Here is a 26973-nt window from a genome sequence, read left to right as displayed (position 1 = left end):
GGACCGGCGGCGCGCGCGTTCATGCTCGACTGGCAGCACGAGCCGATCCCGGGAGGCGCGGTGCACGGCCAGGTTCCTGACGACGCCCGCCGGAGCCGCCCATGACGGTGACGGTGACGCCGCCGGTCCGGCGCGCGGCGGCGGTGCCCAGGCGGGTGCGCACCCTCGCCGGGCTGTCGCTGCTGTCGCTGGCGCTGCTGCTGGCAGCGATCCTGGCCGGCGCGGCCAGTACGGGCGCCAGCCTGCGCACGATCGGGCATGACGCCGGGCCGCAGGTCCTCGCCACCACCGGCCTGTATCGGCAGATGTCCGAGATGGACGCGCTGGTGGCCGAGACGCTGCTGCTGGGCAGGGAGTACGGCCCGCAGCAGCAGGCCGACCTGACCGCCTACGACCAGCGGCGGCTGGAGATCTCCGAAAGCCTGCTCAAGGCCTACCGGCTGGCCCTGGACAACCCCACCGAGCAGCGTACGGTCGAGGCGCTGATCGAGGGGCTGGGCCGCTACGAACGGCTGGCGGCCGAGGCCCGGCTGCTCGACCGGCAGTCCGGGCACACCGCTGGTCAGCCGCCCGCCCCCGTGGTCGCCGCCTACCAGCGGGCCACCGACCTCATGCACCGCGAGCTGCTGCCCAAGGCGTACAACCTGACCCTGGAGACGGGCACGATCGTGCGGCGGGCGCACGACGCCGAGCGGTCGGCCACCGCGCTGGCCCGCACCGCGGTCGTCGTCACCGGGCTGCTCGCGCTCGCCTGCCTGGTGGGCCTGCAGACCTACCTGACGCGCAGGTTCCGCAGGGTGTTCGCGCCGGCCCTGGTGGTCGCGACCGTGCTGGGCGCGGCCGGGCTGGTGACCGGCGCCGTCCTGATCGAGCGGCAGGGCCGGGCTCTGGAGGAGGCCAAGCGCGGCGGGTTCGACGCGGTCCTGACGCTGACCAGGGCGCGGGCGATCAGCAGGAGCATGCACGGCGACCAGAGCCGCTACCTGCTCGACCCCGGGCGCAAGGACACCTACGAGCACACCTTCCTCGACAAGGCGCGCGCGATCGCCGCCGTCGAGTCCACGAGCCTGCCCGACTACCAGAGCAAGCTCGGCCCGGGCTTCCAGGGCCTGCTCGGCGGCGTGACCGGCGCGGACCGGACCAGGCTGTTCACCGCCTACCAGAGGTTCCAGCAGGCCGACGCGCGGATGCGCGGCATGTCGGGCGCGGCGGCGATCAAGTTCTGGGACGGCGAGCTCACCCAGGCGTACGAGGGCTACGACAAGTTGCTGGAGGAGCTGGTCCGGCGGCACGAGTCCGACTTCGAGCGGGCCATCGACAGCGGCGACGGGGCGCTGGAGACGCTGTGGCGGCTGGTCCCCGCCGGGCTGGCCGCCGGCGCCCTGCTCGTCCTGGCCGGAGTGTGGCCACGACTCAGGGAGTACCGGTGAGAAGACTGCTGATCTGCCTGCTCCTGCTCCTCACCGCCTGCGGCACGGCGCGGCCGGAATCGCTCGTGGACAAGGACGAGGTGGTCGTCGCCATCCGCTCCGACGTGCCGCTGATCAGCTTCAAGGGGCCGGACGGCGCCTACCACGGCTTCAACATCGACGTGGCCGAGAACCTGGTCTCCCGGCTGGGCAAGCGGATCCGCTGGCTGGAGATCACCGCGGGCGACCAGCTCACCGTGCTGACCGGCGGCCGCGCCGACCTGGTCTTCGCCCACATGTCGGTCACCCCGGAGCGCAAGAAGGTGATCGACTTCGCCGGGCCGTACCACGTCGACTTCCAGGACATCGCGGTCCGCCCGGCCGACAAGGACGCCATTCGCGACGTACGGGACCTGGAGGGGCGCAGGATCTGCTGGGTGCGCGGCACGAACATCGCCCAGCGGATCGTCGGCGAACGCCGGGTCCGGGCGATCCCCGTCGAGGCGCCCGACTACAACGTCTGCCTGGACATGATCGAGGACGGCCGGATCGACGCCATCTCGACCAACGCCCAGATCCTGGCGGGGCTGCTCACCAAGCCGGGCGTCGACCTGCACCTGGTGGGCGCGACGTTCAACGAGCAGCGCACCTCGATCGGCGTGCGCAAGGGCGACGTCGACGGCTGCGAGGAGCTCAACCGGGCGATCACCCAGATGTACCAGGACGGCACCGCCCACATGCTGCTGGACAAGTGGTTCGGCAGGTCGGGCATCGACCTGTCGGTGATCGCCGTCCCCCAGTTCGAGGGCTGCTCCTAGCCGCTTCAGGCGGGTGGCTCGGCGGCTTCGACGTCGCAGGGGACGAGCTTGACGGCCGCCGGGTCCGCGGCCTTGGAGTGGGCGGGCACCTCGGTGTTGGTGGGCAGCGCGTAGAACTGCACGAGCGGTCCGAGCCGCTGGGAGGCGCCGCTGAGCGCCCAGTCGACGTACGTGCGCGCGCCGGCCGGGTTGTGCGCCCCGGCCAGGCCGCCGAGCTCGTAGCCGGTGCCCTCCTGGGGGAAGGTCACCTCCAGGTTCGGGTAGCCCTGCTCTCGGGCGGCGACGCAGTCGGGGGAGAAGACGATGCCGACCGCCGCCTCCTCCTTGGCCGCCTGCACGGCCGCCGCGCTGCCGGAGGCGTTGTAGCGCAGCACGTTCGGGTGGAGCCGGCGCATGTAGGCGAGCGCGGCGTCCTGGTCGCCGCCGTTGAGCAGCGCCTGGGTCCACAGGGCGGTGTAGGCGGTGCCGGAGGTGGCCGGGTGGGCGATGGCGACGCCGCCGCGCAGCCGCTCGTCCAGCAGGTCCGTCCAGGAGCGGACCGGCTTCAGGCCGCGTCTGGCCAGCGCCTCCCCGCTCGACAGCCGGACGAAGTCGGCCTCCACGCCGGTGGCGTCGGAGAACCGCTTGACCATCATCGAGCACCACCGCTCGCTCGCCCCGCACGCGACCGTGATCTTGTCCCGGCGCTGCGCCGAGCACCCGGCGGCCAGCAGGACCGCCACCAGGGCGATGGCCAACGGCCTCATCGCGTCTCCCCACGGTTCGCCGGTGTTGCGCGGGTGCCGCTCCCATTCGACACTCCGAGGCGAGCCCCGCGCAACCGGTCTCAGCCGCGCGGCGCGTACATGATCACCAGGACGCCCGCCAGGCAGACGAGCGCGCCGATGACGTCCCACCGGTCGGGCCGGAAGCCGTCGACGGCCATCCCCCACGCGAGCGACCCGGCGACGAAGACGCCGCCGTACGCGGCGAGGATGCGGCCGAAGTTGGCGTCCGGCTGCAACGTCGCGACGAACCCGTACAGGCCGAGCGCGACGACGCCGGCCCCGATCCACAGCAGGCCCCGCTGCTCGCGCACGCCCTGCCAGATCAGCCAGGCCCCGCCGATCTCGGCGAGGGCGGCCAGGGCGAACAGCAACAGGGAACGCGCGACGGTCATGCGGGCCAGTAGACCGCATCGCCTGCGCCGCGTTGACATTCTAGGGCATCTATGTTTCCTTAATGGCTCTAAGCAAACTTACGGGCTCTCCAGGAGGACTCCTGACATGCCGCGCAACCCTCTGGCCGCCGTCTTCGGCAAGTACGCCATGGAGGCGACCGTCGCCGTCGCCGAGCACGTCACGCCCACGATGCGGCGCGTGCGCCTCGAGACCGACCGGCCCGTGGACTTTCCCTACACCCCTGGCCAGCACGTCAGGATCCAGCTCAAGGACCCGCTCTCGGTGGCGGGGATCATGCGCCCGGCCGACACGCTGCGCACGTACACGATCTGGGAGCTCTCCCCCGGCCGCCGGGCCCTGGAGCTGCGGATCCACCTGTACGACGGCGACGGCATCGGCCTGGAGTGGGCCCGGGCGGTCCGGCCGGGCGACCGGGTGACGTTCTGGTGGCCGCAGGGCGACTTCTTCACCCGCGAGGCGGACTTCCACGTGTTCGTCGGCGACGAGACGGCCGGCGCCGCCTTCGGGCCGATGATCGCCGGGCTGGACGGCTCGGCCGAGGTGTTCGGCGTGCTGGAGAGCGAAGGCCCCGAGCACGACCTGCCGATGCCGGGCGACCCGCCGCTGCGCCGCGTCCACCGGCACGGCGCGCCGGCCGCCTCCTCCCGCGTGCTGCTCGCGGCCGTGGCGGAGCTGGACCTGCCGGACGACGCCGGGGCCGCCTACGTGGCCGGTGAGGCCAGGACCTGCCAGATGGTGCGCGACCACCTGGTCCGCGAGCGCGGCTGGCCGCGCACCTCGATCAAGGTCAAACCGTTCTGGGCCCCGGGCAAACGGGGCCTGCACTGACCCTTCCCGACCCCAACGTCAAGGAGAGACCATGAAAGTGATCATCGTGGGCGGCGGCATCGGCGGCCTCACCGCCGCCGTGGCGTTCCACCAGCGCGGCTGGCAGGTGGAGGTTCTCGAACGCGCTCCCGCGTTCACCGAGATCGGCGCGGGGCTGTCGATCCAGCCCAACGGCCTGCGCGCGCTGGACGTGCTCGGCCTGGGCGACGCGCTGCGCGCCGGCGGGCAGGCCGAACCCCTCGCCGGCGTGCGGCACGCGAGCGGGAGCTGGCTGATCCGCAACGACACCGCCGACCTGAAGCGCAGGTTCGGCCAGTGGGTGATCGTGCACCGCGCCGACCTGGTCGCCCTGCTGTGCTCCGCCCTGCCGGGCGAGGTGCTGCGCGCCGGGGTCGACGTGCGGCACGTCGGGCCCGACGGCACGGTGGCCCACAGCGGCGGCGCCTCCACGGCGGACCTGGTCGTGGGCGCCGACGGTGTGCGCAGCGTCACCCGGCGCTCCCTCTGGCCGCACTTGCGCGGGCCGCGTTACGTCGGATACACCACCTGGCGGCTCATCGTCGCGTCCCGGCCCATCGAGGGCAGCGTGGAGACGTGGGGCGAGGGGCAGCGGTTCGGGCACCAGCCGATGCCCGACGGCAGCGTCTACTGCTACCTGATGGCCAACGCCCCGGCCGGCTCCCGTCACGGCCTCGACCACCTGCGCGAGCGCTTCGCCGGCTGGCACGACCCCATCCCCGCCCTGCTGGCCGACGCCGACCCGGAGACCGTGCTGCAGCACGACACCTACGAGCTGCCCGGCCTCCCCTCCTACGTCCAGGGCCGGGCCGCGCTCCTCGGCGACGCGGCGCACGCCATGGCGCCCAACCTCGGGCAGGGCGCCTGCCAGGCGCTGGAGGACGCGGTCACGCTCGCCGCCGCCGTCGACACCCGGGGCGTACGGGCCGGGCTGGCGGAGTACGACCGGGTCCGCAGGCCGCGCACCCAGAAGATCGTCCGCCTCTCGCGCCAGGCCGCGGCGCCCGCGCACTGGACCTCCGGTCCCCTGACGGCCCTGCGTGACCTGGCGCTCCCGCGGCTGCCCGACGCGTTCTTCGAGCGCTCGATCGTGCCGACCTACACGTGGACGCCGTGACGCGCGCCCTTGCGCGCCGCCACGACGACGAGGAGCCCGGCGACGACCCCCGCGACGTACGGGGACGGCACGAGCAGGATCCCGCCCACCGCGCACCAGGCGGCGAGTCCCCAGCCGGCCCAGGCGGGCACGGGCACGCCGCGTCCGGCCAGGCGCCAGATCAGGCAGCCGAGCAGGATCAGCGGGACGCTGAAGCTGCCGGGGCCCGCCCAGAAGGTGACCTCGTTCTGCAGTGACCCGACGGTCGGGGCGGCGCCGCCGCCGGTGAGCGCGAGCGGGACGGCCGCCCACAGCCCCCGGCTCGCCCAGCCGGTGATGTCGTCCCACGCGATGAGCGCCAGCAGCGTCAGGTGCCCCGCGCCCAGCACGACCATGATCCCGCTCGCCCAGCGGAGCAGCGGCTTCGTGGAGTCCATCGTGACGTCCCCTTCCGGTGGCCGTGATCTATACGGAGCCGTACAGAACGATGTGTACGGTAACGTACAAACCCGGACGCGATCAACGGAGGTGGCTGCGATCCCCGCCACACCACGCACGACCCGGGCCCGCTGGATCGAGGCGGGCCTCGAAGCGCTCGCCCGGGGCGGCCCCGACGCGGTGCGCGTCGAGACGCTGGCCGCCACGCTCGGCGTGACGAAGGGCGGGTTCTACGGCTACTTCGACGGCCGGCCCGCGCTGCTGGCGGAGATGCTGGACGAGTGGGAGCGCAGCTGCACCCGCGAGCTCATCGCCCAGGCCGAAGCCGAGGGCGGCGACCCGGCCGACCGCATCCGCCGGGTCGGCCAGCTCACCTTCACGGACGACTTCCACCGGGTCGACCTCGCGGTCCGGGCCTGGGCGCGGCATGACGAGGCCGTCGCCGCGCGGCTGCGGCGCGTGGACAACGAGCGCATGGACTTCCTGCGCGAGATGTTCGGGGCCTTCGTCGCCGATCCCAGGGAGGTCGAGGCGCGCAGCATCCTGGCGTTCTCGCTGGCGATCGGGCGCTACTTCATGGCCGTGGACCACCCCGGTTACAGCACGCTCGAAGCCGTCCACCTGGCCGGCGAGCACCTGCTGCGCCCGCCGTCGTGAGCGTGACGGTCAGGCCCAGCGGCCCGTGAACAGCTCCTCGCCCGGCGGGTCGCCGGGCAGGCCGCCGGGGGCGCCGGGGCGCAGCCCGTCGAGCGCGATCGCGACCAGGCGGGCGCGGGCCCGGACGGCGGCGGGAAGCAGGTCGTCCCTGCCCTGCTTGCGGAGCTGATCCACCAGCGGGGAGCGGCCGAGCTGCTCGATCAGCAGGGCGACGTCGACGGCGGCGACGTCGGGGCGCAGCACCCCGGCGTCCTGGGCACGCCGCACCAGGGCGTCGAGCAGGTCGTCGCCGCGGCGCGACGCGGCGTCCATCTCGTCGCTCACCTCGACGGCCCCGGCGATCGGGGCCAGCGTGCCCTGGCCGAACTCCACGCACGCGGTGACGAATCCGGCCAGCCCCGCCCACGGGTCGGGATCGGCCAGGCCCTCTTCGGCGGCCTCGTTCCAGTGCTCCAGTGACAGCACGGCGAGCCGCTGGAACAGCTCCTCCTTGGTCCGGTAGCGCCGGTAGAGGCTGCCGATGCCGACGCCCGCCCGGGCGGCGATGGCGGCGACGGAGGCGTGCGCGCCGTCCTCGGCCAGGACGGCGCGGGCGGCTTCGAGAAGCGCCCGGTCGTTGCGTGCGGCGCGATCGGTGCGGCTGGTGCGGGTCGTCATCGCGGCGATCCTAGCAGACTTGCGGAGCGATTCGCTCCGGTGTAACGTCGCGGTCGAACCGGAGCGAATCGCTCCGCTGTTGCCGAGGAGACGGACATGAACACCGAGAGGGCCGCGATCGAGCAGGTTGTCCGCGACGCCGAGAAGCTGCAGAACGACGTGGACGGCTTCACCGGACTGCTGACCGAGGACGTGTCGCTCGTCAACTTCACCGGCATCCGGCTGCGGGGCCGTGAGCAGGTGCGCGAGGTCATGGCCAAGGCGCTGCGCAGCCCGCTGAAGGACGTCCTCACCACGAACGAGCTGCAGGACGTCACCTTCCTGCGGGAGGACGTGGCGCTGGCCACCCTGGTCAAGCACGTCAACGACGGCAGGCGTGGCGCGCTGACGTTCGTGCTGGTCAAGGAGGACGGCCGGTGGCTGATCGCGCTGGCCCAGACGACCCCGATCGTCTGACCCCCGGCTTCGTGGTTCGATCGCACCATAAACCTGTTATGGTTCGATCGAACCACGAAACAAGGGGAGACACGTCCATGAAGCACGTCACAGCGCTGGCCATCGGCCTGCTGCCCCTCGTCCTCGGGGAACAGGCCGCCGTGGCCTCCCCGGCCGCGCCTGCCGCCCCCGTCGCCGTGACGGCGGCCGGCGCGGTGCGGGGCACGATCCAGGACGGGGTCCACCGCTTCCGCGGCATCCCGTACGCCGCCCCGCCCGTCGGCGACCGGCGCTGGCGGCCACCGGCGCCGGCAAGGCCCTGGCCCGGCGTCCGCGACGCGACGGCAGCCGGACCGGCGTGCCCGCAGCCCTCCGCGCCCGACATGCCGGAAGGCATCCCGCAGAGCGAGAACTGCCTGACCGTGGAGGTGACCGCACCGGCCCGCCCCGGGAAGAACCGGCCCGTCATGGTCTGGCTGCCCGGCGGGGGGTTCGTCACCGGCGCCGGCTCCATCTACGACCCGGCCCGGCTGGTCACGACCGGCGACCTCGTGGTCGTGACCGTCAACTACCGGCTCGGCGTGTTCGGCTTCTTCGCCCACCCCGAGCTCGGCAGGACCGGCAACTTCGGCCTCCAGGACCAGGTGGCGGCGCTGCGCTGGGTGCGGGCCAACATCGCCGCGTTCGGCGGCGACCCCGGCGCGGTCACCCTCGCCGGCGCCTCGGCCGGGGGCATGAGCGCCTGCACCCTCATGACTTCACCGGCCGCCCGCGGCCTGTTCCACCGGGCGATCGTCCAGAGCGGCTCGTGCCGCACCGAGCACCCCGCCGGAGCGATGGGCGAGGGCATGCCCGCGATCTCCTCCTGGCACCCGATCGAGACGATCCAGTCCGCCGGGCAGGCCCTGGCCGGGGAGCTGGGCTGCGCCGACGTGGCCTGCCTGCGCCGCAGGAGCACCGCCGAGCTGCTGCCGCACACCGCCCGCTTCCCGCTGCTCGCGTACGGGACCCGCCTCGTCCCGCGCGAGCCCGCCCGGGTGTTCGCCGCGGGCGGGCAGGCGGCCGTGCCGCTGCTGCAGGGCAACACCCTTGACGAACACGTCGAGTTCACCCTGGCCACCCGCCCGGGAGGTGTCACCGCCCGCCAGTACCCGGCCCTGCTCAGGACCGCCTTCGCCGACGCCGCGCCCCGGGTCGAACGGCGCTACCCGCTGCGCCGCTTCCCCTCCCCCACGGCGGCGACCGCCCGCGTGTTCAGCGACAGCGGCTGGATCTGCCCGTCGTGGAAGTCGGGCCGCGAGCACGCGAGAAAGGCGCCTGCCTGGGCGTACGTCTTCGCCGACCCCTCGGCCCCCACGCCCGGCGGCGACCCCCTGCCCGACCACGTCCGCCCCGCCACGGCGCACGGCGCGGAGACCTTCTACCTGTTCGACTTCCCCCGCTCCCCGCGGCTCAGCCCCGAGCAGCGGCGCCTGGCCGACCGGCTCGTCGGCTACTGGGCCGGGTTCGTCAGGACCGGCGACCCCAACGGGCCGGGCAGCCCGCGCTGGCCCCGCCTGGACGCCGCCGACCGTGCGCTCCTCCTCGCCCCCGGCGCGGTACGGCCGTTCAACCTGAAGAACGCCCACCACTGCGGCCTCTGGTCTTGACGGAACGGCGTGCCGCCCGTGCCCACGACGTGACCCGGCCGCGACATGATCACATCATGAGACGGCTGATCATCTCGTTGGCGGCACTGGGCGCGCTGCTGGCGGGCGCCGCCCCCGCGCAGGCGGCGGCCAAGGACCCTGTCCAGGCGCTGAAGGCCGTTCTGGGCCCCGGGCGCGGCGTGAGCTTCACCGAGACGGCCACCCTCGCCGACGGCGCCTTCGAGCAGGCCGAGCTCCGGCGCAGGGGCGCCTTCGAGCTCGACGCCGAGGGGCGCGTCAAGGCCCTGGACGTCACCACCACCGGCGGCGTGCACGGTCCCGAGCGGGCCATCGGCTTCAACCACCGCATCGGCGGCACCAGCTACCGTTCCGGCGGTGTTGTGGGGAAGTGGTTGAAGAAGGGCAAGACCTGGTGGCAGGACCGCCACCAGACACACCTCTGGCACACCGAGCTGCTGGGGTATGACGAGCAGCTCGTCAACCCGGGCGAGCCCGCCACGCTGGCCGCCCTGCTGAGGAACGGGGTGCGGAGCGGCGACACCGTCACCGGCGCGATCACGTTCAAGGAGCTCGAGCGGGTCTCCCGGTGGGCGGAGCACGCCTCGCACATCGGCTGGGACGGGGGCACGAGAGTCTCCTACACCCTCACGCTGAGCCCGTCGGGCCTGGTCAGCGGGGTGCGGAGCACGTTCACGCTCGCCGCCGGCCTCGACGAGCTGGTGGGGAAGACCGTCCACGTCGACACCCGCTACGAGCGGTGGGGCGGCAAGGTGCCGATCAAGGCGCCGGACCCCCGGAAGACGACCTCCGAGCTGTGTGTCGAGAAGCTGTGCAAGTGGCGCCTGCCCGGCTGAGAGCTTGATCCCGGTTGACCTTGACACCGTGACAAGGTCTTCACTGGGGCCGAGGAGGTGGCCCCATGCCGCTGCAGGAAACGGTTACGGACCAGGTCGTGCGAGGGTTGACGGACGACGGTGCGTCGGTGCGGCTGCGGGCCGCGCTGGCGGCCGGCACGACGCCTGACCCGGGGTTCGTCGGCGCGCTCGTCGAGCGGTGCGCGGTCGAGCCCGACTTCCAGGTGCGGGAGATGCTGACGTGGGCGCTCACGCGCCATCCGGCGTCGCTGACGGTCCCGGTGCTGGTCGAGGAAGTACGCTCGGAGCGGGCGCAGGCACGGAGCCAGGCGCTGCACACCCTGTCCAAGATCGGGGATCGGCTGGCCTGGCCGGCGATCACGCCGCGGGTGCTGGCCGACGCCGACGACGAGGTGGCGCGGAGCGCCTGGCGGGCGGCGGTCGCGCTCGCGCCCGAGGACGAGTGGCCGGAGCTGGCCGTGGCGCTGGCCGCGCAGCTCGGGCGGGGCGGGCGTGAGGTGCAGCTGAGCCTCAGCCGGGCGCTGGTGGCGCTCGGCGAGGTGATCGAGCCGGCCCTGCGCGTCGCCGCGGCGGACCACGACCCTCGGGTGCGCACGCACGCGGCGGCCACCGAGCTGCTGCTGCGCGACCCCGACGCCGGGTTCGAGTTCGCGATCGAGGAGGCCAAGCGCGCCGTGGCGCTCGGCGTGGAGTAAGAGCGTGGAGTGACAGGGTGGAGTGACAGGGTGAGCAGCAGCGACAGGTGAGGAGGAGCGGCAGGCGGTGCTGATCGGTGAGGTGGCGCGACGGTCCGGGGTCAGCGCGCGCATGCTCAGGCACTACGACGCGCTCGGCCTGGTGCGGCCGACGGGCCGCACCAGCGGCGGCTACCGGGAATACGCCGCCGAGGACATCCGGCGGATCTTCCACATCGAGAGCCTGCGCTCGCTGGGGCTGTCGCTGCGTGACGTCGGCCGCGCGCTCGACGATCCCGACTTCACCCCGGACGCGCTCGTCGACGATCTCATCCGCCGGACCCAGGAGCGCATCGCCGCCGAGACGGAGCTGCTGACGCGGCTGCGCCGGATCGGCGCGGCGGAGCCGGAGGGGTGGGAGGACATCCTCCAGGCCGTCGCGCTCCTCCAGGCGCTGGGCTCGAAGAGCGCCGGGAGGCGGCAGCACGCGGCCCTGTCGTCGGTCCAGGAGGCGGCGGTGCCGGTGGAGGCGCTGGCCGAGGCGGTGCTCAGCGAGTCGAACCCGCACGTCGCGGGCGCGCTGCGCTGGGCACTGGCGCGCTCGGGCGGCGACGGGCCGGCGCTGCTGGCCGAGGGTCTGTCCTCGCCGGCGGCCGAGGTGCGCGAGCGCGCCGTCCGGTCCCTCGCCGAGCTTCCCGGCGAGGAGGCGGCCGCGCCGCTGCGCGACGCCCTGGCGAGCCCGGACCCGGTGGTCCGCAGGCACGCGGCCCTGGCCCTGGGGCCGCGCGGGGTGGCCGACGCGGTCCCGACGCTCGTCGACATGGTCGTCGAGGGGACGAAGGACGTCGAGGCGGCCGACGCGCTCAGCGCGCTGGCGGCCGATCCCGCGCTGGCCGACCGGATCGCCACCATGCTCGCCGATCGCCTCGCCCCCGCGGGAGTCGATCCGGCGGCACGCCGGCGGCTGCCTCAGGCGCTCGCCGACATCCCGGGCGCCGTGGCCTCCCGGACCCTGACGGAGCTGTCCCAGGACGGGGACCGTGCCGTCGCGCTCACCGCGTCCTACGTCCTCGGGCTGCGCGACGCCCTCTGACGGTCATCCCGCGGCGCGGACCCGGGACTTGGCCAGGTAGTACAGCCCCGTCGCCAGCCCGGTGACCAGCAGCACGAGCCCCAGCGCGATCATCACCGCGATGACCGGCCAGCGCAGCCCGTCGGGCACGTGCAGCGCCAGGAACCAGGACCGCTCGGCCGCGCCGCCGGACAGCATGAGCGCGGGGACGACGCCCTGCGCCACCAGCGGCACCCAGCACAGCGTCAGGCTGACGATCACGTACGCGCGCCGCCCGGCCGGGGCCAGGTCGAGCCCGAGCCGTTCCAGCCAGGCGTCGGGCCGCTGCGGCCGGACCCGGTGGGCCGCCGTCACCCGGGGCGGGACCAGAGGCAGGGACGGCCGGCGGCGGGCGGGCCGGGAGCCGGTGCGCAGCAGGTGGAGGAGCTCCGGCGCGGTGCGGCCCAGGACGGCCGCGGCGACCCGGCCGAGCAGCCAGGCCAGCGCCGCTCCGCTCACCACGCCCACCACGGGCCCCGCCCACACGGGACCGAGGCGTACGGCGAAGAAGGCGGGCGCGGCGCAGGCCGCGGTGAGGATCAGCACCAGCAGCACCTGGGTGAAGTCGGTGCCGTTGTCCAGCAGGTTGCCGCCGCGCCGGTGCGGGTCGGCCATCGGCACCGGGCGCAGCACCGAGACGAGCACGGTCACGCCGGCGCCGCCGCCCAGCAGCGCGGGGACGAGCGCGGCCGGCCACGGCCACAGCGCGTACTGCCCGGAGAGCGCCGTGAAGGCGATCGTCAGGACGAGGGTGGGCGGCGCGGCGACCAGCAGCCAGCCGAGCTGGCGGCCCCGGACGTCGTGCCGGGCGGCGCCGGGGATCATCAGCTTGCCCCACAGCTCGGTGCCGTCCTCGCCGTAGAGGTTGGCCGACACGGCGGCGGTCCACAGCGCGAACAGCAGCCCGGTCCACGGCAGGAAGACGGGCGCGCCGACGGCCAGCGGCAGCAGGCAGAACACCATCGCGTAGCCGAGCGCGAAGCACGCGAGGTGGAAGCGCAGCAGGTCACGGGTCCAGGTGCGCAGCTCGCGGGCGGCGACGGCGGTGACCGGGCCGCGTACCCACCGGTCGGCGGAGGCGCGCACGGGCCGCCCGCTCGCCCGGCGCGTGGTCAACCGGCGGCGCAGCAGCACCGACCAGCCGGCCAGGCAGGCGACGCCGAGCGCCGCCAGCCCGGCGAGGGCCGCGGCCGTGGTGAGCCAGTCGCCGCGCCCGGCCGCCCGGACGGCGGTCAGGCCCCACCCGGACGGCAGGGCGTGCACCCAGGCGGAGAACGCCGGGGGGAACCCGGTGCGCAGCGCCTCCACCACCAGCGGCGACAGCACCCAGCCCGAGTGCGTCCCGGCCAGGAGAGCGGCGCTGACGAACCCGGCCAGCGCCGCTCCCGTGCGCGACCGCATGACCTGGCCGAGCAGCGCGGTGACCAGCTTGGACGCCAGGACCGTGCCGCCGAGCTGCAGCACGGCGGCGAGCACGCCGACGGCGACGGCCGCCGGCCCGAGCCCGGCCGTGACGCCCGCGACCACGAGCGCGGCGAGCGCCACCAGCGTGACCACGGGGGCGACGCCGACGAATGCGGTCGCGGCCAGCCCCGTCGCCAGCGCGCGGTGCGTGAACGAGTGCAGCGCGAAATGCTCCGGGCGCAGCGTCTCGTCGCCGCCGCCGAACAGCGCCGGGCCCAGCAGCCAGCCCGCCGTCCACACGGCCAGCGCGGCGGCGACGAGGTCGAACCGCAGCTCGGCGACGGGGTAGTGCTGTCCGGCCAGCAGCAGGACGCCCGCGGCCAGCGCGAGCCCCACCAGCCCGCCGGTGATCATCTGGGCCGCGCGCGGGCCGGTCATGGAGTTGCGCAGGACGGCCAGCTTCATCCGGATCAGGACGCCAGCCACGTCAGCTCCCCCACCTCAGGCAGCTGGCCGCCGACCAGGCTCACGAACCGCTCCTCCAGGCTCAGACCGCCGCGCACCGCCGCCAGCGGCCCGGCGGCCACGACCCGGCCGGACGCGATCACGGCCACGTGGTCGCAGAGCTGCTCCACCACGGCCATGACGTGGCTGGACAGCACGACCGTCCCGCCGCCCTCGACGTAGCGGCGCAGGATGACCTTGATCGTCGCCGCCGAGACGGGGTCGACCGCCTCCAGCGGCTCGTCCAGCACCAGCAGCCTCGGCGCGTGCAGCAGCGCGGTGGCCAGCCCGATCTTCTTGCGCATGCCGGTCGAGTACTCCATCACCAGCGTGCGGCCGGCGCCGTCCAGGTCCAGGACGGCCAGCAGCTCGTCCGCGCGCCGGTCGACGTCGGCGCGGTCCATGCCGCGCAGCAGCCCGGTGAAGCGCAGCAGCTCGCGGCCGGTCAGCCGTTCGGGCAGGGCGAGCCCGTCGGGCAGGACGCCGATGAGGCGCTTGGCGGCGGGCGCGTCGGCCCACACGTCGACGCCGAAGATCTCGGCGCGGCCCGCGTCCGGCCGCAGCAGGCCGATCGCCATGGACAACGAGGTGGTCTTACCCGCCCCGTTGGGCCCGACCAGGCCGAAGAACGACCCGTCGGGCACCTCCAGGTCGAGGGCGTCGACCGCGCGCTTGGGCCCGAACGTCTTGGACAGGCCGGCGAGCCGCAGCGCCGGCGGATGGCCACGCATGACTTCCCCTTCATGCTCTGAACGGCACGTGTCGTACCGTTTCGAGGGCAAGTGTGCGGGCGGCGTTCTGCTCGTGTCAATACGGTACGTGCCGTGCCATTCGCTGTGGTCAGCGGTTGCGCAGCTCCGCCGCCACCGCGCGTTCGCGCAGCCGCTCGGCCTCCGCCCGGGACGCCTCCAGCTCGGCCCGCAGGTCCTCCAGCCGCGCCCGCTCCAGCCGCAGGTCGAGCAGCACCTGGTCACGCTCGCGCCCGGCCGCCGCCGTCTCCTCCCGGGCGCGCTCGCTCTCCCGCCGCGCCCGCTCGGCCTCCTCGGCGGCCTGTACGGCCTGCGCGCGGGCCTCCTCGGTGCGCGCCTGGGCCGCCTCGACGCGCTCGGCCAGCTCCTGAACGGCCTGATCCCTGGCCCGCTCGACCAGCTCGACGTGCCGCGCCGCCTCCTCGGCCCGCCGCTCGGCCGCCTCCGCGCGCCGCCCCGCCTCCTCCGCGGCCTGCAACGCCTGCCGCTCGGTGCTGGCCGCCTCCCGCAGCGCGGCGAGCGCCTGCTCCCTGGCCCGTTCGGCGTCGGCCAGCGCGGTGTCACGCTCGGCCTCGGCCTCCTCCAGCCGCACCCGCATGTCGGCCGTCTGCCGCCGGGCGTGCTCGGTGGCCTCGCGGGCCAGTCGTACCTGCTCGAAGGCCTGCTCGCGCTCGGTGCGCGCGATCGCCACCCGCGTGTAGGCCTCCGCCTGCACGGCGCTGAGCCGGGCCTCGACCCCGGCGGGGCTCAGCTCCTCGGCCAGCGCCCGCGCCAGCGGCTCGATGGCCGCCGCGAGCCCGCTCTCCATCCGCTCGTAGAGCTGCTCGGCCCTGGCCAGCGCCCCTTCCAAGCCCGGTGTGGCCCGCCGCAGCTCCCGCTCGCGCTTGGCCGTGGCCTGGCAGTCGCGGCCCGGACAGTATTCCTTGGGCCGGCCCCGGCCCCGCTTCTGCTCGATCGCCGCTCCGCACTGCTTGCACGGGGTCACGGTGACGGCGTCGTCCGGGGCGGTCATTGGCGCACTCTAGCATTTCTGTTTTCCAGAAATTGAAAATCAGAAATTCGGTCACACGACGGCTTGACTCTCACGTGACGTGAGTCCGTACGGTCACCGGCATGGCGAAGAAGATGACGTCCCCCCTCACCGCCGAGGAGAAGCGTGAGGTCTGGGGCGAGTGGGCCGACCGGGAAGAGGAGTACCTGGACGAGGTCGAGCAGCGGTGGGGCGACTCCGAGGCGTACGCGCAGTCGGCGAAGCGGGTCGCGACCTACGGCAAGGAGGACTGGGAGCGGATCAAGAGCGACAACGCGGCGATCGAGGCGCGCATCCGCGAGCTGATGGACGCCGGCGCCGACCCGGCCGGCGAGGCGGCCATGGACGTGGCCGAGGCGCAGCGGCAGCACATCTCGCGCTGGTTCTACGACACCACGCACGACTTCCACGTGCTGAAGGGCGAGCTGTACGTGGACGACCCGCGCTTCCGGGCGGGCATCGAGGCCGGCACGCGGCCGGGCGCGGCCGAGTGGCTGCGTGAGGCGATCCGCGCCAACGCCGAGCGGTTCAGCCGCGGGTGACGCCGCCGACGACCGTGGTCACCATCCGGTGCACGGCGTCCGGCTCGGGCCGGGCGCCGGTGCGGTCGGCGTAGAGCAGGTGGCCGGCGCCGATCAGGGTGGCGCCGAGCGTGTCGACGTCGGCGTCGGCGGCGACGCGGCCCAGCTCGCGTTCGGCGGCGAGGTAGGCGGCCAGCATGGTCGCGGCCTCCGTCAGGACCGGGATGCCGACGGGCCACGTCTCGCGCAGCCGGGCGCGCAGCTCGTCGCGGAAGACGACGAGCGCGACGATCGCCACCGCGACCGACTCGAACAGGGCCGACAGCGCGGCCGTGAGGTTGCCGGCGACGGTCCCGGTGCCCGCGGCCTCGCGCAGGGCGGTGATCTGCGGGGCCATCCGGTGGACGCGGTCGAGCACGAACTCGGCGAGGAAGGCGTCGAAGTCGGCGAAGTGCCGGTGCAGGACGCCCTTGGCGCAGCCCGCCTCGGTGGTCACCGCCCGGCTGGTCAGCGCGTTGGGCCCGTCGCGGAGCAGGATGCGCTCGGCCGCGTCGAACAGCTGATCGCGCACGTCGCGAATGGCCACACCGGTCGGCATCGTGCGTCCCCCTTGTCTAGTGGGCAGTTGCCCACTATGGTGGGCGCATGCCCACTATACCGTTGGGGGCCTCCGAGCCCCATCATGCCCGGCAGGTCGCCGAGGGGTTCGGCGCGGACGCGACCCTCTACGACCGGACCCGCCCCCGCTATCCCGGCGCCCTGATCGAGCGGATCGTCGCGAGCAGTCCCGGAGCCGACCTGCTCGACGTCGGCAGCGGCACCGGGATCGAGGCCCGGCAGTTCCAGGAGGCGGGCTGCCGGGTGCTCGGCGTCGAGCCCGACGAGCGGATGGCCGCCTTCGCCCGCCGCACCGGGGTCGAGACCGAGGTGGCGGCCTTCGAGACCTGGGACCGCGCCGGCCGGACCTTCGACGCGGTCGTCTCCGGGCAGGCCTGGCACTGGGTGGACCCGGTCGCGGGCGCCGCCAGGGCCGCGGAGGCGCTGCGGCCCGGCGGCCGGCTGGCGCTGTTCTGGAACGCGTTCCAGCCTCCGGCCGACTTCGCGGAAGCCTGCGCGGAGGTCTACCGCAGGGTGCTGCCCGAGCTGCCGATCTTCAGCCGTACGGTGCCCGACGTGGAGACGTACACCGCACTGCTGGACAGGGCCGAGGACGGCATCCGGAAGGCGGACGCGTTCGACGAGCCGGAGCGGTGGCGCTTCGACTGGGAACGGCGCTACACCCGGGACGAGTGGCTGGAACAGGTTCCGACGTTCGGCGGCCACAACCAGCTCCCGCCCGGCAAGCTCCGCGACGTCCTGGCGGGCGTCGGCGCCGCCGTCGACGCCTTGGGGGGCGCCTTCACGATGGGGTACGCCGCGGTCGTGGTCACCGCGCGGCGTCGCCCGTGACGTGAAGGGCGGCTATCCGGCCCTCTCCCGCAGCCGGGCGGCCTGGCGGGTCAGGTGGTCGCGCTCGGCCGGGTTCGGCGCCTCACCGGCGGCCTCCGCGTAGAGCCGTGCCGCCGTCACCAGGTCGCCCGCCCGCTCGTGCAGATACGCGGCGGCGGCGGTGTGGCGCGGCAGGGCCGGGTCCAGCTCCGCCAGGGCCGCCAGCCCTGCCCGGGGGCCGTCGGCCTCGCCCAGGGCGACCGCCCGGTTGAGCCGCGCCACCGGGCTGCCGGTGAGCCGCACGAGCTCGTCGTACCACTCGACGATCTGCACCCAGTCGGTCTCCTCGGCCGTCCTGGCGTCGGCGTGCAGCGCGGCGATGGCCGCCTGGGCCTGGAACTCGCCCAGGCGGTCCCGGGCCAGCGCCGCCTGGAGGATGTCGACGCCCTCGGCGATCAGGCGGGTGTCCCACAGGCCGCGGTCCTGCTCGGCGAGCGGCACCAGGTTGCCGTCGGCGGCCGTGCGCGCCGGGCGCCGCGCGTGGTGCAGCAGCATGAGCGCGAGCAGCCCCGCGACCTCCTCGTGCCTGGTCATGGCCGCGAGCCGGCGGGTGAGCCGGATCGCCTCGGCGGCCAGGTCGACCTCACCCGAGTAGCCCTCGTTGAACACCAGGTAGAGCACCCGCAGCACGGTCGCGAGGTCGCCCGGCCGGTCGAACCGGACCCCCGAGACGATCCGCTTGGCCCGGCTGATCCGCTGGGCCATCGTCGCCTCCGGCACCAGGTACGCCCGGGCGATCTGCCGCGTCGTCAGGCCGCCCACCGCGCGCAGCGTGAGCGCCACCGCCGAGGCGGGCGTCAGCGACGGGTGCGCGCACAGGAAGTAGAGCTGGAGCGTGTCGTCCACCGCCGGGCCGGGAACCGGCGGCGGCTCCTCCTCGACGCGCGCCTCGCGGTGCCGCCGGGAGGCGTCGGCGCGGGCGGCGTCGAGGAACCGGCGCCACGCCACGGTGATCAGCCAGCCCTTGGGGTCGCGCGGCGGGTCGTCCGGCCACACGCGCACGGCCTCGGCCAGCGACTCCTGCACGGCGTCCTCGGCCCCGGCGAAGTCGGCTCCGCGACGGACGAGGACGCCGATCACCTCGGGGGTGAGGATCCGCAGCAGGGAGTCGTCCACCGCCCGTCACTCCGCGTCGGCCGGCGCGTCGCTCAGCAGCGGGCGGACCTCCAGCCACTCGCGGACCGGCTCGCCGCCCGCGCCCGGGGCCGCCGACAGCTCGGCGGCCAGTTCGAGCGCCCGGTCGTAGCTCTCGACGTCGATGAGCATCCAGCCGGCGATCAGGTCCTTGGTCTCGGCGAACGGGCCGTCGGTGACCGGCGGCCGGCCCTCCCCGTCGTAGCGGACGAACGTGCCCTCCGGCGAGAGCGCCCGGCTGTCGACGTACTCGCCGGACTCCACCAGCCGGTCGGCGAAGTCCCGCATGTACTGCACGTGGGCCGCCAGCTCCTCGGGCGTCCACCGGTCCATCGGCACGTCGTTGACCGCGGCCGGCGCGCCCCGGTAGTGCTTGAGCAGCAGGTACTTGGCCATTGTGTTCTCCTTCAGGCGGGCGGCCTCAAGGTGTGCCGAGGTCGCCCGTGGGTTCATGAGTTCCTTCCCATCGGTGTCATCCTGCCCTCGATCGCCGCCCGCCGTACGGGACGCCCTCGACCTCAGCGCGTGAGCGTCCGCTCGTGCTCCTCCTCGTCCAGGGCGACCTTCTCCCCGCCGTACGCGAGCGACATGCGGGCGCGCAGCCGGCCGAGCGGGCCGCGCAGCTGGGCGGGCGGGACCTCGGAGGCGGCGGGGGCGGCGTCGGCGAGCATCGGCACGGGCTCCTTGCCGCGCAGGTGCGCCTCCATGTCCTCGGCCAGCGGCGCGTGCACCTCGGTGAACGCGCCGCCGGGCAGCCGCTTGATCACGCCGGTCGGCAGGCCGTGCCCGACGAGCTCGGCGTCGGAGCGCTGCAGGCCCAGGCAGATCCGGTACGTGATGACGTACGCGAGCACGGGCCCGGCGATCACCAGCACGCGACCGGCGTAGGTGGTGGTGTTCAGGCTGATGTGGAAGGTGGCGGAGAGCTCGTCGTTGGCCCCCAGCAGCCACAGCACGCCGTAGAAGACGACGGTGGTCATGCCGATCGCGGTGCGGTGCGGGTTGTTGCGCGGCCGGTCGAGGACGTGGTGCTCGCGCTGGTCGCCGGTGATCCAGCGTTCCAGGAACGGGTAGAGCACCATGCCCGTGAGCACGAGGCCGAGCGGCACCAGCGCCGGGACGACGACGCTCAGCGGCACCGTGCCCGCCTGGCCGGTGCCGAACAGGTTGACCTCCCAGGCGGGCATCAGGCGCAGCGCGCCCTCCAGGAAGCCCAGGTAGAAGTCGGGCTGGGAGCCGGCCGAGATGTCGGCCGGGGTGTAGGGCCCGTACAGCCACACGGGGTTGATCTGGGCGAAGCTGGCGAGCCCGGCCACCGAGCCCAGCGTGAACAGGAAGAACGCGCCGGTCTTGGCCATGAACGACGGGTAGAGCGGGGCGCCCACGACGTTCTTGCGGGTGCGGCCCTTGCCCGGCATCTGGGTGTGCTTCTGCACCCACATCAGCACCAGGTGCACCGAGACGAGCGCCAGCAGGATGCCCGGGATGAGCAGGATGTGCAGCGCGTAGAAGCGGGAGACGACGTCCTCGCCCGGATACTCGCCGCCGAACAGCAGGAAGGTCGCGTACGTGCCGACCACCGGCAGCGACATGAGCACGCCCTGGGTCACCCGCAGGCCGGCGCCCGACAGCAGGTCGTCGGGGAGCGAGTAGCCCGTCAGGCCCTCCAGCAGGGCCAGCGCGAGCATCGTGACGCCGATGACCCAGGTGAGCTCGCGCGGCTTGCGGTAGGCGCCGGTGAAGAACACGCGCAGCGCGTGGACCATCATGCCGCCGATGAACAGCAGGGCGGACCAGTGGTGGATCTGCCGGATGAGCAGCCCGCCGCGCACCTCGAAGCTGATCTTCAGAGTGGAGGCGTACGCCTCCGACATCTGCACGCCCTTCAGCGGGGCGTACACGCCGTCGTAGACCACGTGGCTCATGCTCGGCTTGAACCAGAACGTCAGGAACGTGCCGGTGAGCAGCAGGATGACGAAGGAGTAGAGCGCGATCTCGCCCAGCAGGAAGGACCAGTGGTCGGGGAAGATCTTGCGCAGGTTGCGGTTCAGGAAGCGGGCCGCTCCCAGGCGTTCGTCGAGGAACGACGATGTCCGGGCGACGCCGCCGGGGACCGTTTCCATGCGTGCTACTTCCCTTCTGTCCGCGTTCACCACTAAGACGCCGCAGGGCCAGGAAATGTGACATCGGCGACGTCGCACGGGGTGGCCCGATGTCACAATCGGCGCGCCTGCGGCGTCTTATGGGCGACTGACGCACGTTCGAGACACGGCGAGGTGAGCCATGGCGATCCCTTCACACACCGGCCCCGGCTCGTGGCACATCGTCCTGGAGGCGACCGAGGCGAAGCTGACGGCGCGCGGCCTGAAGGGGCCCCGGCTCCTGTTCGCGCCCACGCGCCTCGACGGCGCCTTCTACCTGCGGCCCGACGCCGCCCTGGCGGGCTTCGCGCTGGAGCTGCCCCTGCCCTCGCACCGGGCCGAGCCGCCGGTGCTGCGCTGGGAGTCGGCCGAGCTCGACCGCGACGGGCACGCCTGGCTGCGCTTCGGCAGCCAGGCGGTGCGCTCCCCCGTCACGGTCATGTGCGCGGAGATCCCCGGTGAGCGGCCCTACGTGAAGATCGTCCTGGAGACCGTGTTCTCCTCGCGGAACCTGCGGCTGCCCGCCTGGTGCCTGCCGAGGACGGTCACGCTGCGGCTGTTCACCGAGCTCCGCCCCTGGTGATCGGGGGCGGTCCTCACCACGAGATCGGGCCGAGCCGGTCGCTGAAGGTCCCGGTCGGCCCGTCCGCGCCGATCGTCGCGAGCCTGACGATCGAGTCGGTGCCCTCGGTGACGGTCAGCGTCCCGGTGTGGTGGTTCATGTCGGTGGCGGCGTAGGTGCGGTTCACGACCTCGCCGGGCGTGATGGCGTTGAACTTGATCTCCGGGAGCGCCTGCGCGTAACGGACGGTGAGCATGTTCAGCGCGGCCTTGGACGAGGCGTAGGCGAGCTCGTGCATCGACGCGGAGGGCTGGTCCGGGTCGGTGATCACCGCGAAGGAGCCGGCGCCGCTCGACACCATCACCACCCGCGGGCACTCGGCCTCCCGCAGCAGGGGCAGGAACGCGTGCGTGACCCTGACCGGCCCGTACACGTTCGTGTCGTAGACGGCGTGGATCTCCTCCGCCGTCGCGTCGGCGGGCGGGACGCCCCTGCCGGACGCGCCGGCGTTGTTGATCAGCACGTCCAGCCGGTCGGTGTGCTCCCGGACGAGCGTGACGGCGGCGGCCACCGACTCCTCCGACGTCACGTCCAGCGGCACCAGGACCACGTGCGCGCCGCCTGCGGCCAGCTTGCCGGCCGCCTCCCGCCCCCGGCCCTCGTCACGCGAGCCGAGAAAGATCGTCCACCCCAGCTCGCCGAGCCGCCGGGCGGCCTCCAGGCCCAGCCCCTTGTTGCCCCCGGTGATCAGCGCCGACGTCGTACGGACTGCCATGTCCACTCCCCATGTCATGTGCGGGTCGTTCATTCGGTCGGCCATGAAGATGCCGGTGACCCGGCCTTTGTGACGTCGAGATGTCACAGATTCGGGGGAAGTGGCATCTTGTGCACGAAACCGATGGCGCACGACCAGTCAGGAGCACTCATGTCCAGCGGCGCGGATCCCGCCACCGAGGCGTTCGTCGCCCACCGCAACCTGCTGTTCACGGTCGCGTACGAGATGCTCGGCTCCGCCGCCGACGCCGAGGACGTGCTGCAGGAGACCTGGATGCGCTGGGCGGGCGTCGACCTCGGGGTCGTGCAGGACCCGCGCGCCTACCTGGTCAAGATCACCACCCGGCAGGCGCTGATGCGGCTGCGCGCCCTGGGCCGGCGCAAGGAGTCCTACGTCGGGCCGTGGCTGCCCGAGCCGCTGCTGACCGCGCCCGACGTGGCCGAGGACGTGGAGCTGGCCGACAGCGTGTCGATGGCGATGCTGCTGGTGCTGGAGACGCTCACGCCGACCGAGCGGGCGGTGTTCGTGCTGCGCGAGGTGTTCGACGTGGGTTACGACGAGATCGCCGACGCCGTGGGCAAGAGCGCGGCCGCCGTGCGGCAGATCGCCCACCGGGCCCGCTCCCACGTGGCCGCCCGCCGGCCGCGCGGCGACGCCTCGCCCGCCGAGATCCGGGGCGCGCTGGAGGCGTTCCGGCGCGCGGTCGAGACGGGCGACCTGCAGGGGCTGCTCGACATCCTCGCCCCCGACGTCGTCGTCCTGAGCGACGGCGGCGGCGTCAAGCAGGCGCTGCTGCGGCCCGTGCGCGGCGCCGAGCGGGTCGTCCGCGTCTTCGCCACCGGCCTGAAGAGGTTCGGCGCCGCGATGTCGCTCGAACCGGCGCAGGTCAACGGCGGCCCCGCGATGCTGATCCGGCTCGACGGCGAGCTCGACGGCGTCCTGGCCGTACGGGTCGAGCACGGCCTGGTCACCGGCCTGTACTACGTGCGCAACCCGGAGAAGCTGTCGCGCGTGACGAGCGAGACCGCCATCCACCTGTGACCCGCGCGGGCTAGCGGTTGTAGAGCCGCCGCGCCAGCAGGTAGCCGGTCAGCGCGATGACCGCGCTCCACACCGCCGCCTGCGCCAGGCTCGCCCCCGGCGCGCGCCCGTCCAGCAGCGCGCGCAGGGACTCGATCACCGGCGTGAACGGCTGGTTCTCGGCGAACCAGCGCAGCCCGGCCGGCATCGACTCCGGCGGGACGAAGCCGCTGCCCAGGAACGGCAGCATCATCAGCGGCATCGGCAGGTTGCTGGCCGTGGCGACGCTCTTGGACATCAGCGCGAGCGCCACCGCCAGCCAGGTGATCGCGAAGGTGAACATCGCCAGCACCGCGGCCACGCCGAGCCAGTCCAGCACCGAGGCGGCCGGACGGAAGCCGATCAGCAGCGCCGCCAGCAGCACCACCGCCATCGCGATGAACGTCTGCACCATCGCGCCGAGCACGTGCCCGGTCAGGACCGAGACCCGGGCGATGGCCATCGTCTTGAACCTGGCGATGATGCCTTCGGTCATGTCGGTGGCCACCGAGATCGCGGTCCCCTGCGCGGCCGCCGCGACCGTCATGATCAAGATGCCGGGAGTGAGGTAGCCGGTGTAGGCGGCCCGGTCGCCGCCGATGCCCACGCCCATCGTCCCGCCCAGGACGAAGACGAACAGCAGCAGGAACACCACGGGCACGGCCGCGAACGTGATGATCAGCGTCGGGTAGCGCCAGATGTGCTTGACCTGGCGGCGCAGCATCGTGACCGAGTCGACGACCGCGTTCATCGGGCGGGCTCCTTGGTGAGGGTGAGGAAGACGTCGTCCAGGTCCGGGCTGTGCACGGTCAGCTCGGCGACCTCGACGGCCTGGTCGTCCAGCCAGTCGAGCAGCTTCTTCAGCGTCCTGACGCCGCCCTCGTTGGGGATCTGTGCGGTCAGCGTCGCGTCGTTGCGCGAGGAGGCGCCCAGGTGCGGGACCACCCTGCGGTAGCCGTCGGCGTCGGCGAAACGCACGACCACGCGGCCGCCCGGCACCAGCCGCTTGAGCTCGTCCGGAGTGCCCTCGGCGACCAGCCCGCCCTGGCTGAGCAGGGCGATGCGGCCGGCCAGCTCGTCGGCCTCCTCCAGGTACTGCGTGGTCAGGAAGATGGTGACGCCGTCCTGCTCGACCAGGTCGCGGACGATCTGCCACATCGTGCGGCGGCTGCGCGGGTCCAGGCCGGTGGTCGGCTCGTCGAGGAAGATGAGCCGGGGCGTGCCGACCATCGTCATCGCCAGGTCGAGCCTGCGCCGCATGCCGCCCGAGTAGGTGGCCGCCGGCTTGCCCGCGGCCTCCGTGAGGCCGAAGCGCTTCAGCAGGTCGCGGGCGCGTGCCCGGCCCCGGGCGCGGCCGAGGTGGAGCAGGTCGGCCATGAGCCGCAGGTTCTCCTCGCCGGTGAGGAAGCCGTCCACGGCCGAGAACTGGCCGGTGACGCCGATCGCGGCACGCACCTTGTCGGGCTCCGCGGCCAGGTCGTGCCCCGCCACCCGGATCTCGCCGGCGTCGGCCTTGATCAGCGTGGACAGGATCTGCACCGTGGTGGTCTTGCCCGCGCCGTTGGGGCCGAGCAGGGAGAAGATCGTGCCCTGCGGGATGGTGAGGTCGATGCCGTCCAGGACGCGGTGCGGCCCGTACGCCTTGCGCAGCCCGGTCACCGAGATGGCGGCGTCCGCCACCGCGCTCACCTCCGGTCCCAGGTGACGGGCAGGCTGATGACGCCCTGCACCTGCGTGGGGTCGGTGCGCGTCCGCACCTCGTGCTCCGGCACGGCCAGGCGCAGGCCCGGGAAGCGGGCGAGCAGCGCGGGGAAGGCGACGCGCATCTCGACGCGGGCGAGCTGCTGGCCGAGGCACTGGTGCACGCCGTGGCCGAACGCGAGGTGCCCGGCGGTGGCGCGGCGCAGGTCGAGCAGGTCGGGGTCGGGGAACTTGGCCGGGTCCCGGTTGGCGACGTCGAGCGCGACGACGACCGTGTCGCCCGCCTTGAGCTGGACGCCGTCGAGCTCGACGTCCTCCCGCACGCCGCGCATGCCGAGGGCGGCGATGGACAGGTAGCGCAGCAGCTCCTCGACGGCGCCGCCGATCAGGCCGGGGTCGGCGCGCAGGGCGGCGAGCTGCGCGGGGTTGCGCAGCAGGGCGTAGGTGCCGAGCGCGAGCATGTTGGCGGTGGTGTCGAGCCCGGCGCTGAGCAGGAAGGCGGCCACGCCGCCGAGCTCGTCGTCGTCCAGCTCGCCGCCCCGCGCCAGGTCGCTGAGGAGGTCGTCGGTCGGCTGGGCGCGCTTGGCGAGCGCGAGCTCCCGCAGGTACACGCCGAGCTCGGCGAACGCGGTGTACTGGGCCTCGGCGGCCTCCGCCGTCCCGGCGTCGGCGAGCGTCCGCGTCTGGTCCTGGAACCGGTCGCGGTCCTCGTACGGGACGCCGAGCAGCTCGCAGATCATGAGCGCGGGGACGGGCCGGGCGAAGACGTCGAGCAGGTCGGCGGGCGGCCCCTGCCGTTCCATGACGTCGAGCCGCTCGCGGGTGAGCTCGGTGACCCGTTCGGTGAGCAGGTTCATCCGGCGGACGGTGAACCGGCCCGTGAGCAGCTTGCGGAAGCGGGTGTGCTCGGGGGCGTCCATGCCGGTCAGGTCGCCGACGGGGGCCGGCGGCAGGTGCCCGCCCATCAGCGGGTGGTACAGGGTCTCGTAGCGGGAGCTGAAGCGCGGGTCGGCGAGGATCTGCCGGACCGCCCCGTAGCCGGTGGCCAGCCACACGCCGGGCGCGCCCTCGGGCGTGGCCAGGCGGGCGATCGGCCGCTCGGCGCGCAGGGCGGTGAGCGCGGGGGCGGGATCGAAGGGGCAGCCGGGCGCGCGGTCCAGGGACGGGGCGACCGGCTCATCGCGATAGTACGTGTTCGACATACATTGAAAGCTACGTTGCGTTCGGAAATGCTGTCAATCAATCGGATTGTACTTGCACAGGTCAGAGCCGTGAAACTGGTGCAATGACAATGGGGGCGAATGCACCGACTTGTTGCAATGGATGGCGGCGAACGCAATACTGACGGCATGCCTGGAGGACGCTTGACCCAGCGGGACCGGCAGCGCATCTCGGCCGGGCTCGCCCAGGGGCTGCCCTATGCCGAGATCGCCCGGCGGCTCGACCGGCCGACCTCGACGATCAGCCGGGAGATCGCCCGCAACGGCGGTCCCGCCGCCTACCGGCCCGAGCAGGCCCACCGGGCGACCGAGCGGCGGGCCCGGCGCGGCCCCCACGCCGCTCCCCGGTCCGCCGGATCGGCCGACGGCGACGCCGGCCGGGCCGCCCAGGCCGAGGACACCGTCGTCGAGATGGCGGTCGCGATGGGGCTGCCCAGGATGATGGCCCGCGTCCTCATCGCCCTGTGGCTGAGCGACGAGGGCAGGCTCACCTCGGCCGGGCTGTCCGACCGGCTCAAGGTCAGCCCCGCCTCGGTCTCCCTGGCCGTCGGCTACCTGATCCAGCAGGGGCTGATCAGGCGCGAGCGCGATCCGCAACGCCGCCGCGACGTCTACGTGGTCGACGACGACGCCTGGTACCAGGCGATCGTGACCAGCGCGTGGCAGACGCTCCACGCGGCGGAGACCGCCAAGCAGGCGGGCGAGAGCTTCGGCCCCGAGACGCCCGTCGGACGCCGCCTCGCCCACGGCGGCGCCTTCCTGGAGCGGATCAGCCTCGACGTCCTGGAGTCCGCCGAACGCTGGCGCCACCTGCTGCCGTGACCGGCGCCTGGTCAGGT

Annotated in this window: 30 protein-coding genes; 15 read left to right on the top strand and 15 right to left on the bottom strand. The window is 73.6% G+C overall.

Annotated features, from left to right (window positions below):
* The first annotated feature begins 101 nt into the window (after positions 1–101).
* Together KME80_RS21375 and KME80_RS21370 are read left to right on the top strand one after the other, a co-directional pair.
* The gene (locus tag KME80_RS21375; RefSeq protein ID WP_219507698.1) at positions 102–1430 is read left to right on the top strand and encodes a GlnX family signal transduction membrane protein; all 1329 of its coding nucleotides are present in this window, start codon (positions 102–104) and stop codon (positions 1428–1430) included.
* A complete protein-coding gene (locus KME80_RS21370; RefSeq protein ID WP_219507696.1) occupies positions 1427–2227 on the top strand; it encodes a substrate-binding periplasmic protein in 801 nt (266 codons plus the stop codon). The genes KME80_RS21375 and KME80_RS21370 overlap by 4 nt, the downstream gene beginning before the upstream one ends.
* Before the next feature lie 5 nt (positions 2228–2232).
* Here KME80_RS21370 and KME80_RS21365 read toward each other — a convergent pair whose 3' ends face one another.
* Both KME80_RS21365 and KME80_RS21360 read right to left on the bottom strand, forming a co-directional pair.
* Positions 2233–2973, bottom strand: coding sequence for an extracellular solute-binding protein (locus KME80_RS21365; protein WP_219507694.1), 741 nt, complete (start codon positions 2971–2973; stop codon positions 2233–2235).
* An 80-nt stretch (positions 2974–3053) separates the two neighbouring features.
* Entirely contained in the window at positions 3054–3386 is a 333-nt protein-coding gene (locus KME80_RS21360) for a YnfA family protein (protein ID WP_219507693.1), read from the bottom strand.
* Between the two features lie 106 nt (positions 3387–3492).
* On the opposite strand from KME80_RS21360, the gene KME80_RS21355 reads away from it, so the two are divergent.
* Positions 3493–4236: a siderophore-interacting protein gene (locus tag KME80_RS21355; RefSeq protein WP_219507691.1), complete on the top strand. Its 744-nt coding sequence runs from the start codon at positions 3493–3495 to the stop codon at positions 4234–4236.
* 31 nt (positions 4237–4267) lie between these two features.
* Positions 4268–5371, top strand: a complete 1104-nt coding sequence (locus tag KME80_RS21350) for an FAD-dependent monooxygenase (protein WP_219507689.1) — start codon at positions 4268–4270, stop codon at positions 5369–5371.
* Here KME80_RS21350 and KME80_RS21345 read toward each other — a convergent pair.
* Positions 5353–5787 carry a DUF6463 family protein gene (locus KME80_RS21345; RefSeq protein ID WP_219507688.1) on the bottom strand — a complete coding sequence of 145 codons (435 nt, stop codon included), beginning with the start codon at positions 5785–5787 and terminating at the stop codon, positions 5353–5355. The two genes, KME80_RS21350 and KME80_RS21345, sit on opposite strands and share 19 nt — an antisense overlap.
* A gap of 91 nt (positions 5788–5878) precedes the next feature.
* Here KME80_RS21345 and KME80_RS21340 point away from each other — a divergent pair, with 91 nt between their 5' ends.
* Complete coding sequence (locus tag KME80_RS21340) at positions 5879–6445, top strand: TetR/AcrR family transcriptional regulator (RefSeq protein WP_308125861.1); 567 nt, start codon at positions 5879–5881, stop codon at positions 6443–6445.
* 9 nt (positions 6446–6454) lie between these two features.
* Here KME80_RS21340 and KME80_RS21335 read toward each other — a convergent pair whose 3' ends face one another.
* Positions 6455–7102 (bottom strand): TetR/AcrR family transcriptional regulator, encoded by a 648-nt coding sequence (locus tag KME80_RS21335; RefSeq protein ID WP_219507684.1) that lies wholly within the window; start codon positions 7100–7102, stop codon positions 6455–6457.
* Positions 7103–7198: 96 nt separating this feature from the next.
* On the opposite strand from KME80_RS21335, the gene KME80_RS21330 reads away from it, so the two are divergent.
* The 5 genes from KME80_RS21330 (at position 7199) to KME80_RS21310 (ending at position 11828) form a co-directional block, all read left to right on the top strand.
* Entirely contained in the window at positions 7199–7558 is a 360-nt protein-coding gene (locus tag KME80_RS21330; protein ID WP_219507682.1) for an SgcJ/EcaC family oxidoreductase, read from the top strand.
* Between the two features lie 77 nt (positions 7559–7635).
* Complete coding sequence (locus KME80_RS21325; protein ID WP_219507680.1) at positions 7636–9186, top strand: carboxylesterase/lipase family protein; 1551 nt, start codon at positions 7636–7638, stop codon at positions 9184–9186.
* Between the two features lie 56 nt (positions 9187–9242).
* Complete coding sequence (locus KME80_RS21320) at positions 9243–10040, top strand: hypothetical protein (RefSeq protein ID WP_219507678.1); 798 nt, start codon at positions 9243–9245, stop codon at positions 10038–10040.
* 65 nt (positions 10041–10105) lie between these two features.
* A complete protein-coding gene (locus KME80_RS21315; RefSeq protein WP_219507676.1) occupies positions 10106–10756 on the top strand; it encodes a HEAT repeat domain-containing protein in 651 nt (216 codons plus the stop codon).
* Positions 10757–10823: 67 nt separating this feature from the next.
* Positions 10824–11828 (top strand): HEAT repeat domain-containing protein, encoded by a 1005-nt coding sequence (locus KME80_RS21310; protein WP_219507674.1) that lies wholly within the window; start codon positions 10824–10826, stop codon positions 11826–11828.
* A 3-nt stretch (positions 11829–11831) separates the two neighbouring features.
* Here KME80_RS21310 and KME80_RS21305 read toward each other — a convergent pair whose 3' ends face one another.
* The 3 genes from KME80_RS21305 to KME80_RS21295 form a co-directional block, all read right to left on the bottom strand.
* On the bottom strand, positions 11832–13736 hold the full coding sequence (locus tag KME80_RS21305) for a hypothetical protein (RefSeq protein WP_219507672.1): 1905 nt from the start codon (positions 13734–13736) through the stop codon (positions 11832–11834).
* The gene (locus KME80_RS21300) at positions 13721–14485 is read right to left on the bottom strand and encodes an ABC transporter ATP-binding protein (protein ID WP_219507670.1); all 765 of its coding nucleotides are present in this window, start codon (positions 14483–14485) and stop codon (positions 13721–13723) included. Before KME80_RS21300 ends, KME80_RS21305 begins: the two co-directional genes overlap by 16 nt.
* A 109-nt stretch (positions 14486–14594) precedes the next feature.
* A complete protein-coding gene (locus KME80_RS21295) occupies positions 14595–15515 on the bottom strand; it encodes a coiled-coil domain-containing protein (protein ID WP_219507669.1) in 921 nt (306 codons plus the stop codon).
* Between the two features lie 101 nt (positions 15516–15616).
* Here KME80_RS21295 and KME80_RS21290 point away from each other — a divergent pair, with 101 nt between their 5' ends.
* A complete protein-coding gene (locus tag KME80_RS21290; protein ID WP_219507668.1) occupies positions 15617–16075 on the top strand; it encodes a TipAS antibiotic-recognition domain-containing protein in 459 nt (152 codons plus the stop codon).
* On the opposite strand, the gene KME80_RS21285 is transcribed toward KME80_RS21290, so the two are convergent.
* Positions 16062–16652 carry a TetR/AcrR family transcriptional regulator gene (locus KME80_RS21285; RefSeq protein ID WP_219507666.1) on the bottom strand — a complete coding sequence of 197 codons (591 nt, stop codon included), beginning with the start codon at positions 16650–16652 and terminating at the stop codon, positions 16062–16064. The two genes, KME80_RS21290 and KME80_RS21285, sit on opposite strands and share 14 nt — an antisense overlap.
* Positions 16653–16699: 47 nt before the next feature.
* On the opposite strand from KME80_RS21285, the gene KME80_RS21280 reads away from it, so the two are divergent.
* Positions 16700–17503 (top strand): class I SAM-dependent methyltransferase, encoded by an 804-nt coding sequence (locus KME80_RS21280; RefSeq protein WP_219507664.1) that lies wholly within the window; start codon positions 16700–16702, stop codon positions 17501–17503.
* A 12-nt stretch (positions 17504–17515) separates the two neighbouring features.
* Here the strand turns inward: KME80_RS21280 and KME80_RS21275 are convergent, their stop codons facing one another.
* The 3 genes from KME80_RS21275 to qcrB all read right to left on the bottom strand — a co-directional run bounded on the left by KME80_RS21275 (position 17516) and on the right by qcrB (position 20799).
* On the bottom strand, positions 17516–18658 hold the full coding sequence (locus tag KME80_RS21275) for an RNA polymerase sigma factor (RefSeq protein ID WP_219507663.1): 1143 nt from the start codon (positions 18656–18658) through the stop codon (positions 17516–17518).
* 6 nt (positions 18659–18664) lie between these two features.
* Positions 18665–19072 (bottom strand): YciI family protein, encoded by a 408-nt coding sequence (locus KME80_RS21270; protein WP_219507661.1) that lies wholly within the window; start codon positions 19070–19072, stop codon positions 18665–18667.
* A gap of 122 nt (positions 19073–19194) precedes the next feature.
* Positions 19195–20799, bottom strand: coding sequence for a cytochrome bc1 complex cytochrome b subunit (gene qcrB / locus KME80_RS21265; protein WP_219507659.1), 1605 nt, complete (start codon positions 20797–20799; stop codon positions 19195–19197).
* Between the two features lie 160 nt (positions 20800–20959).
* Here qcrB and KME80_RS21260 point away from each other — a divergent pair, with 160 nt between their 5' ends.
* Positions 20960–21400 (top strand): hypothetical protein, encoded by a 441-nt coding sequence (locus tag KME80_RS21260; protein WP_219507657.1) that lies wholly within the window; start codon positions 20960–20962, stop codon positions 21398–21400.
* Between the two features lie 13 nt (positions 21401–21413).
* Here the strand turns inward: KME80_RS21260 and KME80_RS21255 are convergent, their stop codons facing one another.
* The gene (locus tag KME80_RS21255) at positions 21414–22154 is read right to left on the bottom strand and encodes an SDR family NAD(P)-dependent oxidoreductase (protein WP_219507655.1); all 741 of its coding nucleotides are present in this window, start codon (positions 22152–22154) and stop codon (positions 21414–21416) included.
* 150 nt (positions 22155–22304) lie between these two features.
* On the opposite strand from KME80_RS21255, the gene KME80_RS21250 reads away from it, so the two are divergent.
* The gene (locus KME80_RS21250) at positions 22305–23195 is read left to right on the top strand and encodes an RNA polymerase sigma-70 factor (RefSeq protein ID WP_219507653.1); all 891 of its coding nucleotides are present in this window, start codon (positions 22305–22307) and stop codon (positions 23193–23195) included.
* 10 nt (positions 23196–23205) lie between these two features.
* Here the strand turns inward: KME80_RS21250 and KME80_RS21245 are convergent, their stop codons facing one another.
* Genes KME80_RS21245 through KME80_RS21235 form a run of 3 tightly spaced genes read right to left on the bottom strand, consistent with a single transcriptional unit; the run spans position 23206 to position 26116 of the window.
* The gene (locus KME80_RS21245; protein WP_219507651.1) at positions 23206–23964 is read right to left on the bottom strand and encodes an ABC transporter permease; all 759 of its coding nucleotides are present in this window, start codon (positions 23962–23964) and stop codon (positions 23206–23208) included.
* Positions 23961–24893 (bottom strand): ATP-binding cassette domain-containing protein, encoded by a 933-nt coding sequence (locus KME80_RS21240; protein WP_219507649.1) that lies wholly within the window; start codon positions 24891–24893, stop codon positions 23961–23963. Before KME80_RS21240 ends, KME80_RS21245 begins: the two co-directional genes overlap by 4 nt.
* A 5-nt stretch (positions 24894–24898) precedes the next feature.
* Positions 24899–26116 (bottom strand): cytochrome P450, encoded by a 1218-nt coding sequence (locus KME80_RS21235; protein ID WP_219507647.1) that lies wholly within the window; start codon positions 26114–26116, stop codon positions 24899–24901.
* 147 nt (positions 26117–26263) lie between these two features.
* Here KME80_RS21235 and KME80_RS53225 point away from each other — a divergent pair, with 147 nt between their 5' ends.
* Positions 26264–26956 carry a helix-turn-helix domain-containing protein gene (locus tag KME80_RS53225; RefSeq protein WP_219507645.1) on the top strand — a complete coding sequence of 231 codons (693 nt, stop codon included), beginning with the start codon at positions 26264–26266 and terminating at the stop codon, positions 26954–26956.
* The last annotated feature ends 17 nt before the right edge of the window (positions 26957–26973 follow it).

Source organism: Nonomuraea ceibae (genome assembly GCF_019396325.1).
GTDB lineage: Bacteria > Actinomycetota > Actinomycetes > Streptosporangiales > Streptosporangiaceae > Nonomuraea > Nonomuraea ceibae.
Note: the sequence above shows the minus strand (reverse complement) of the source record. Positions and strands in the feature narration are given on the sequence as shown.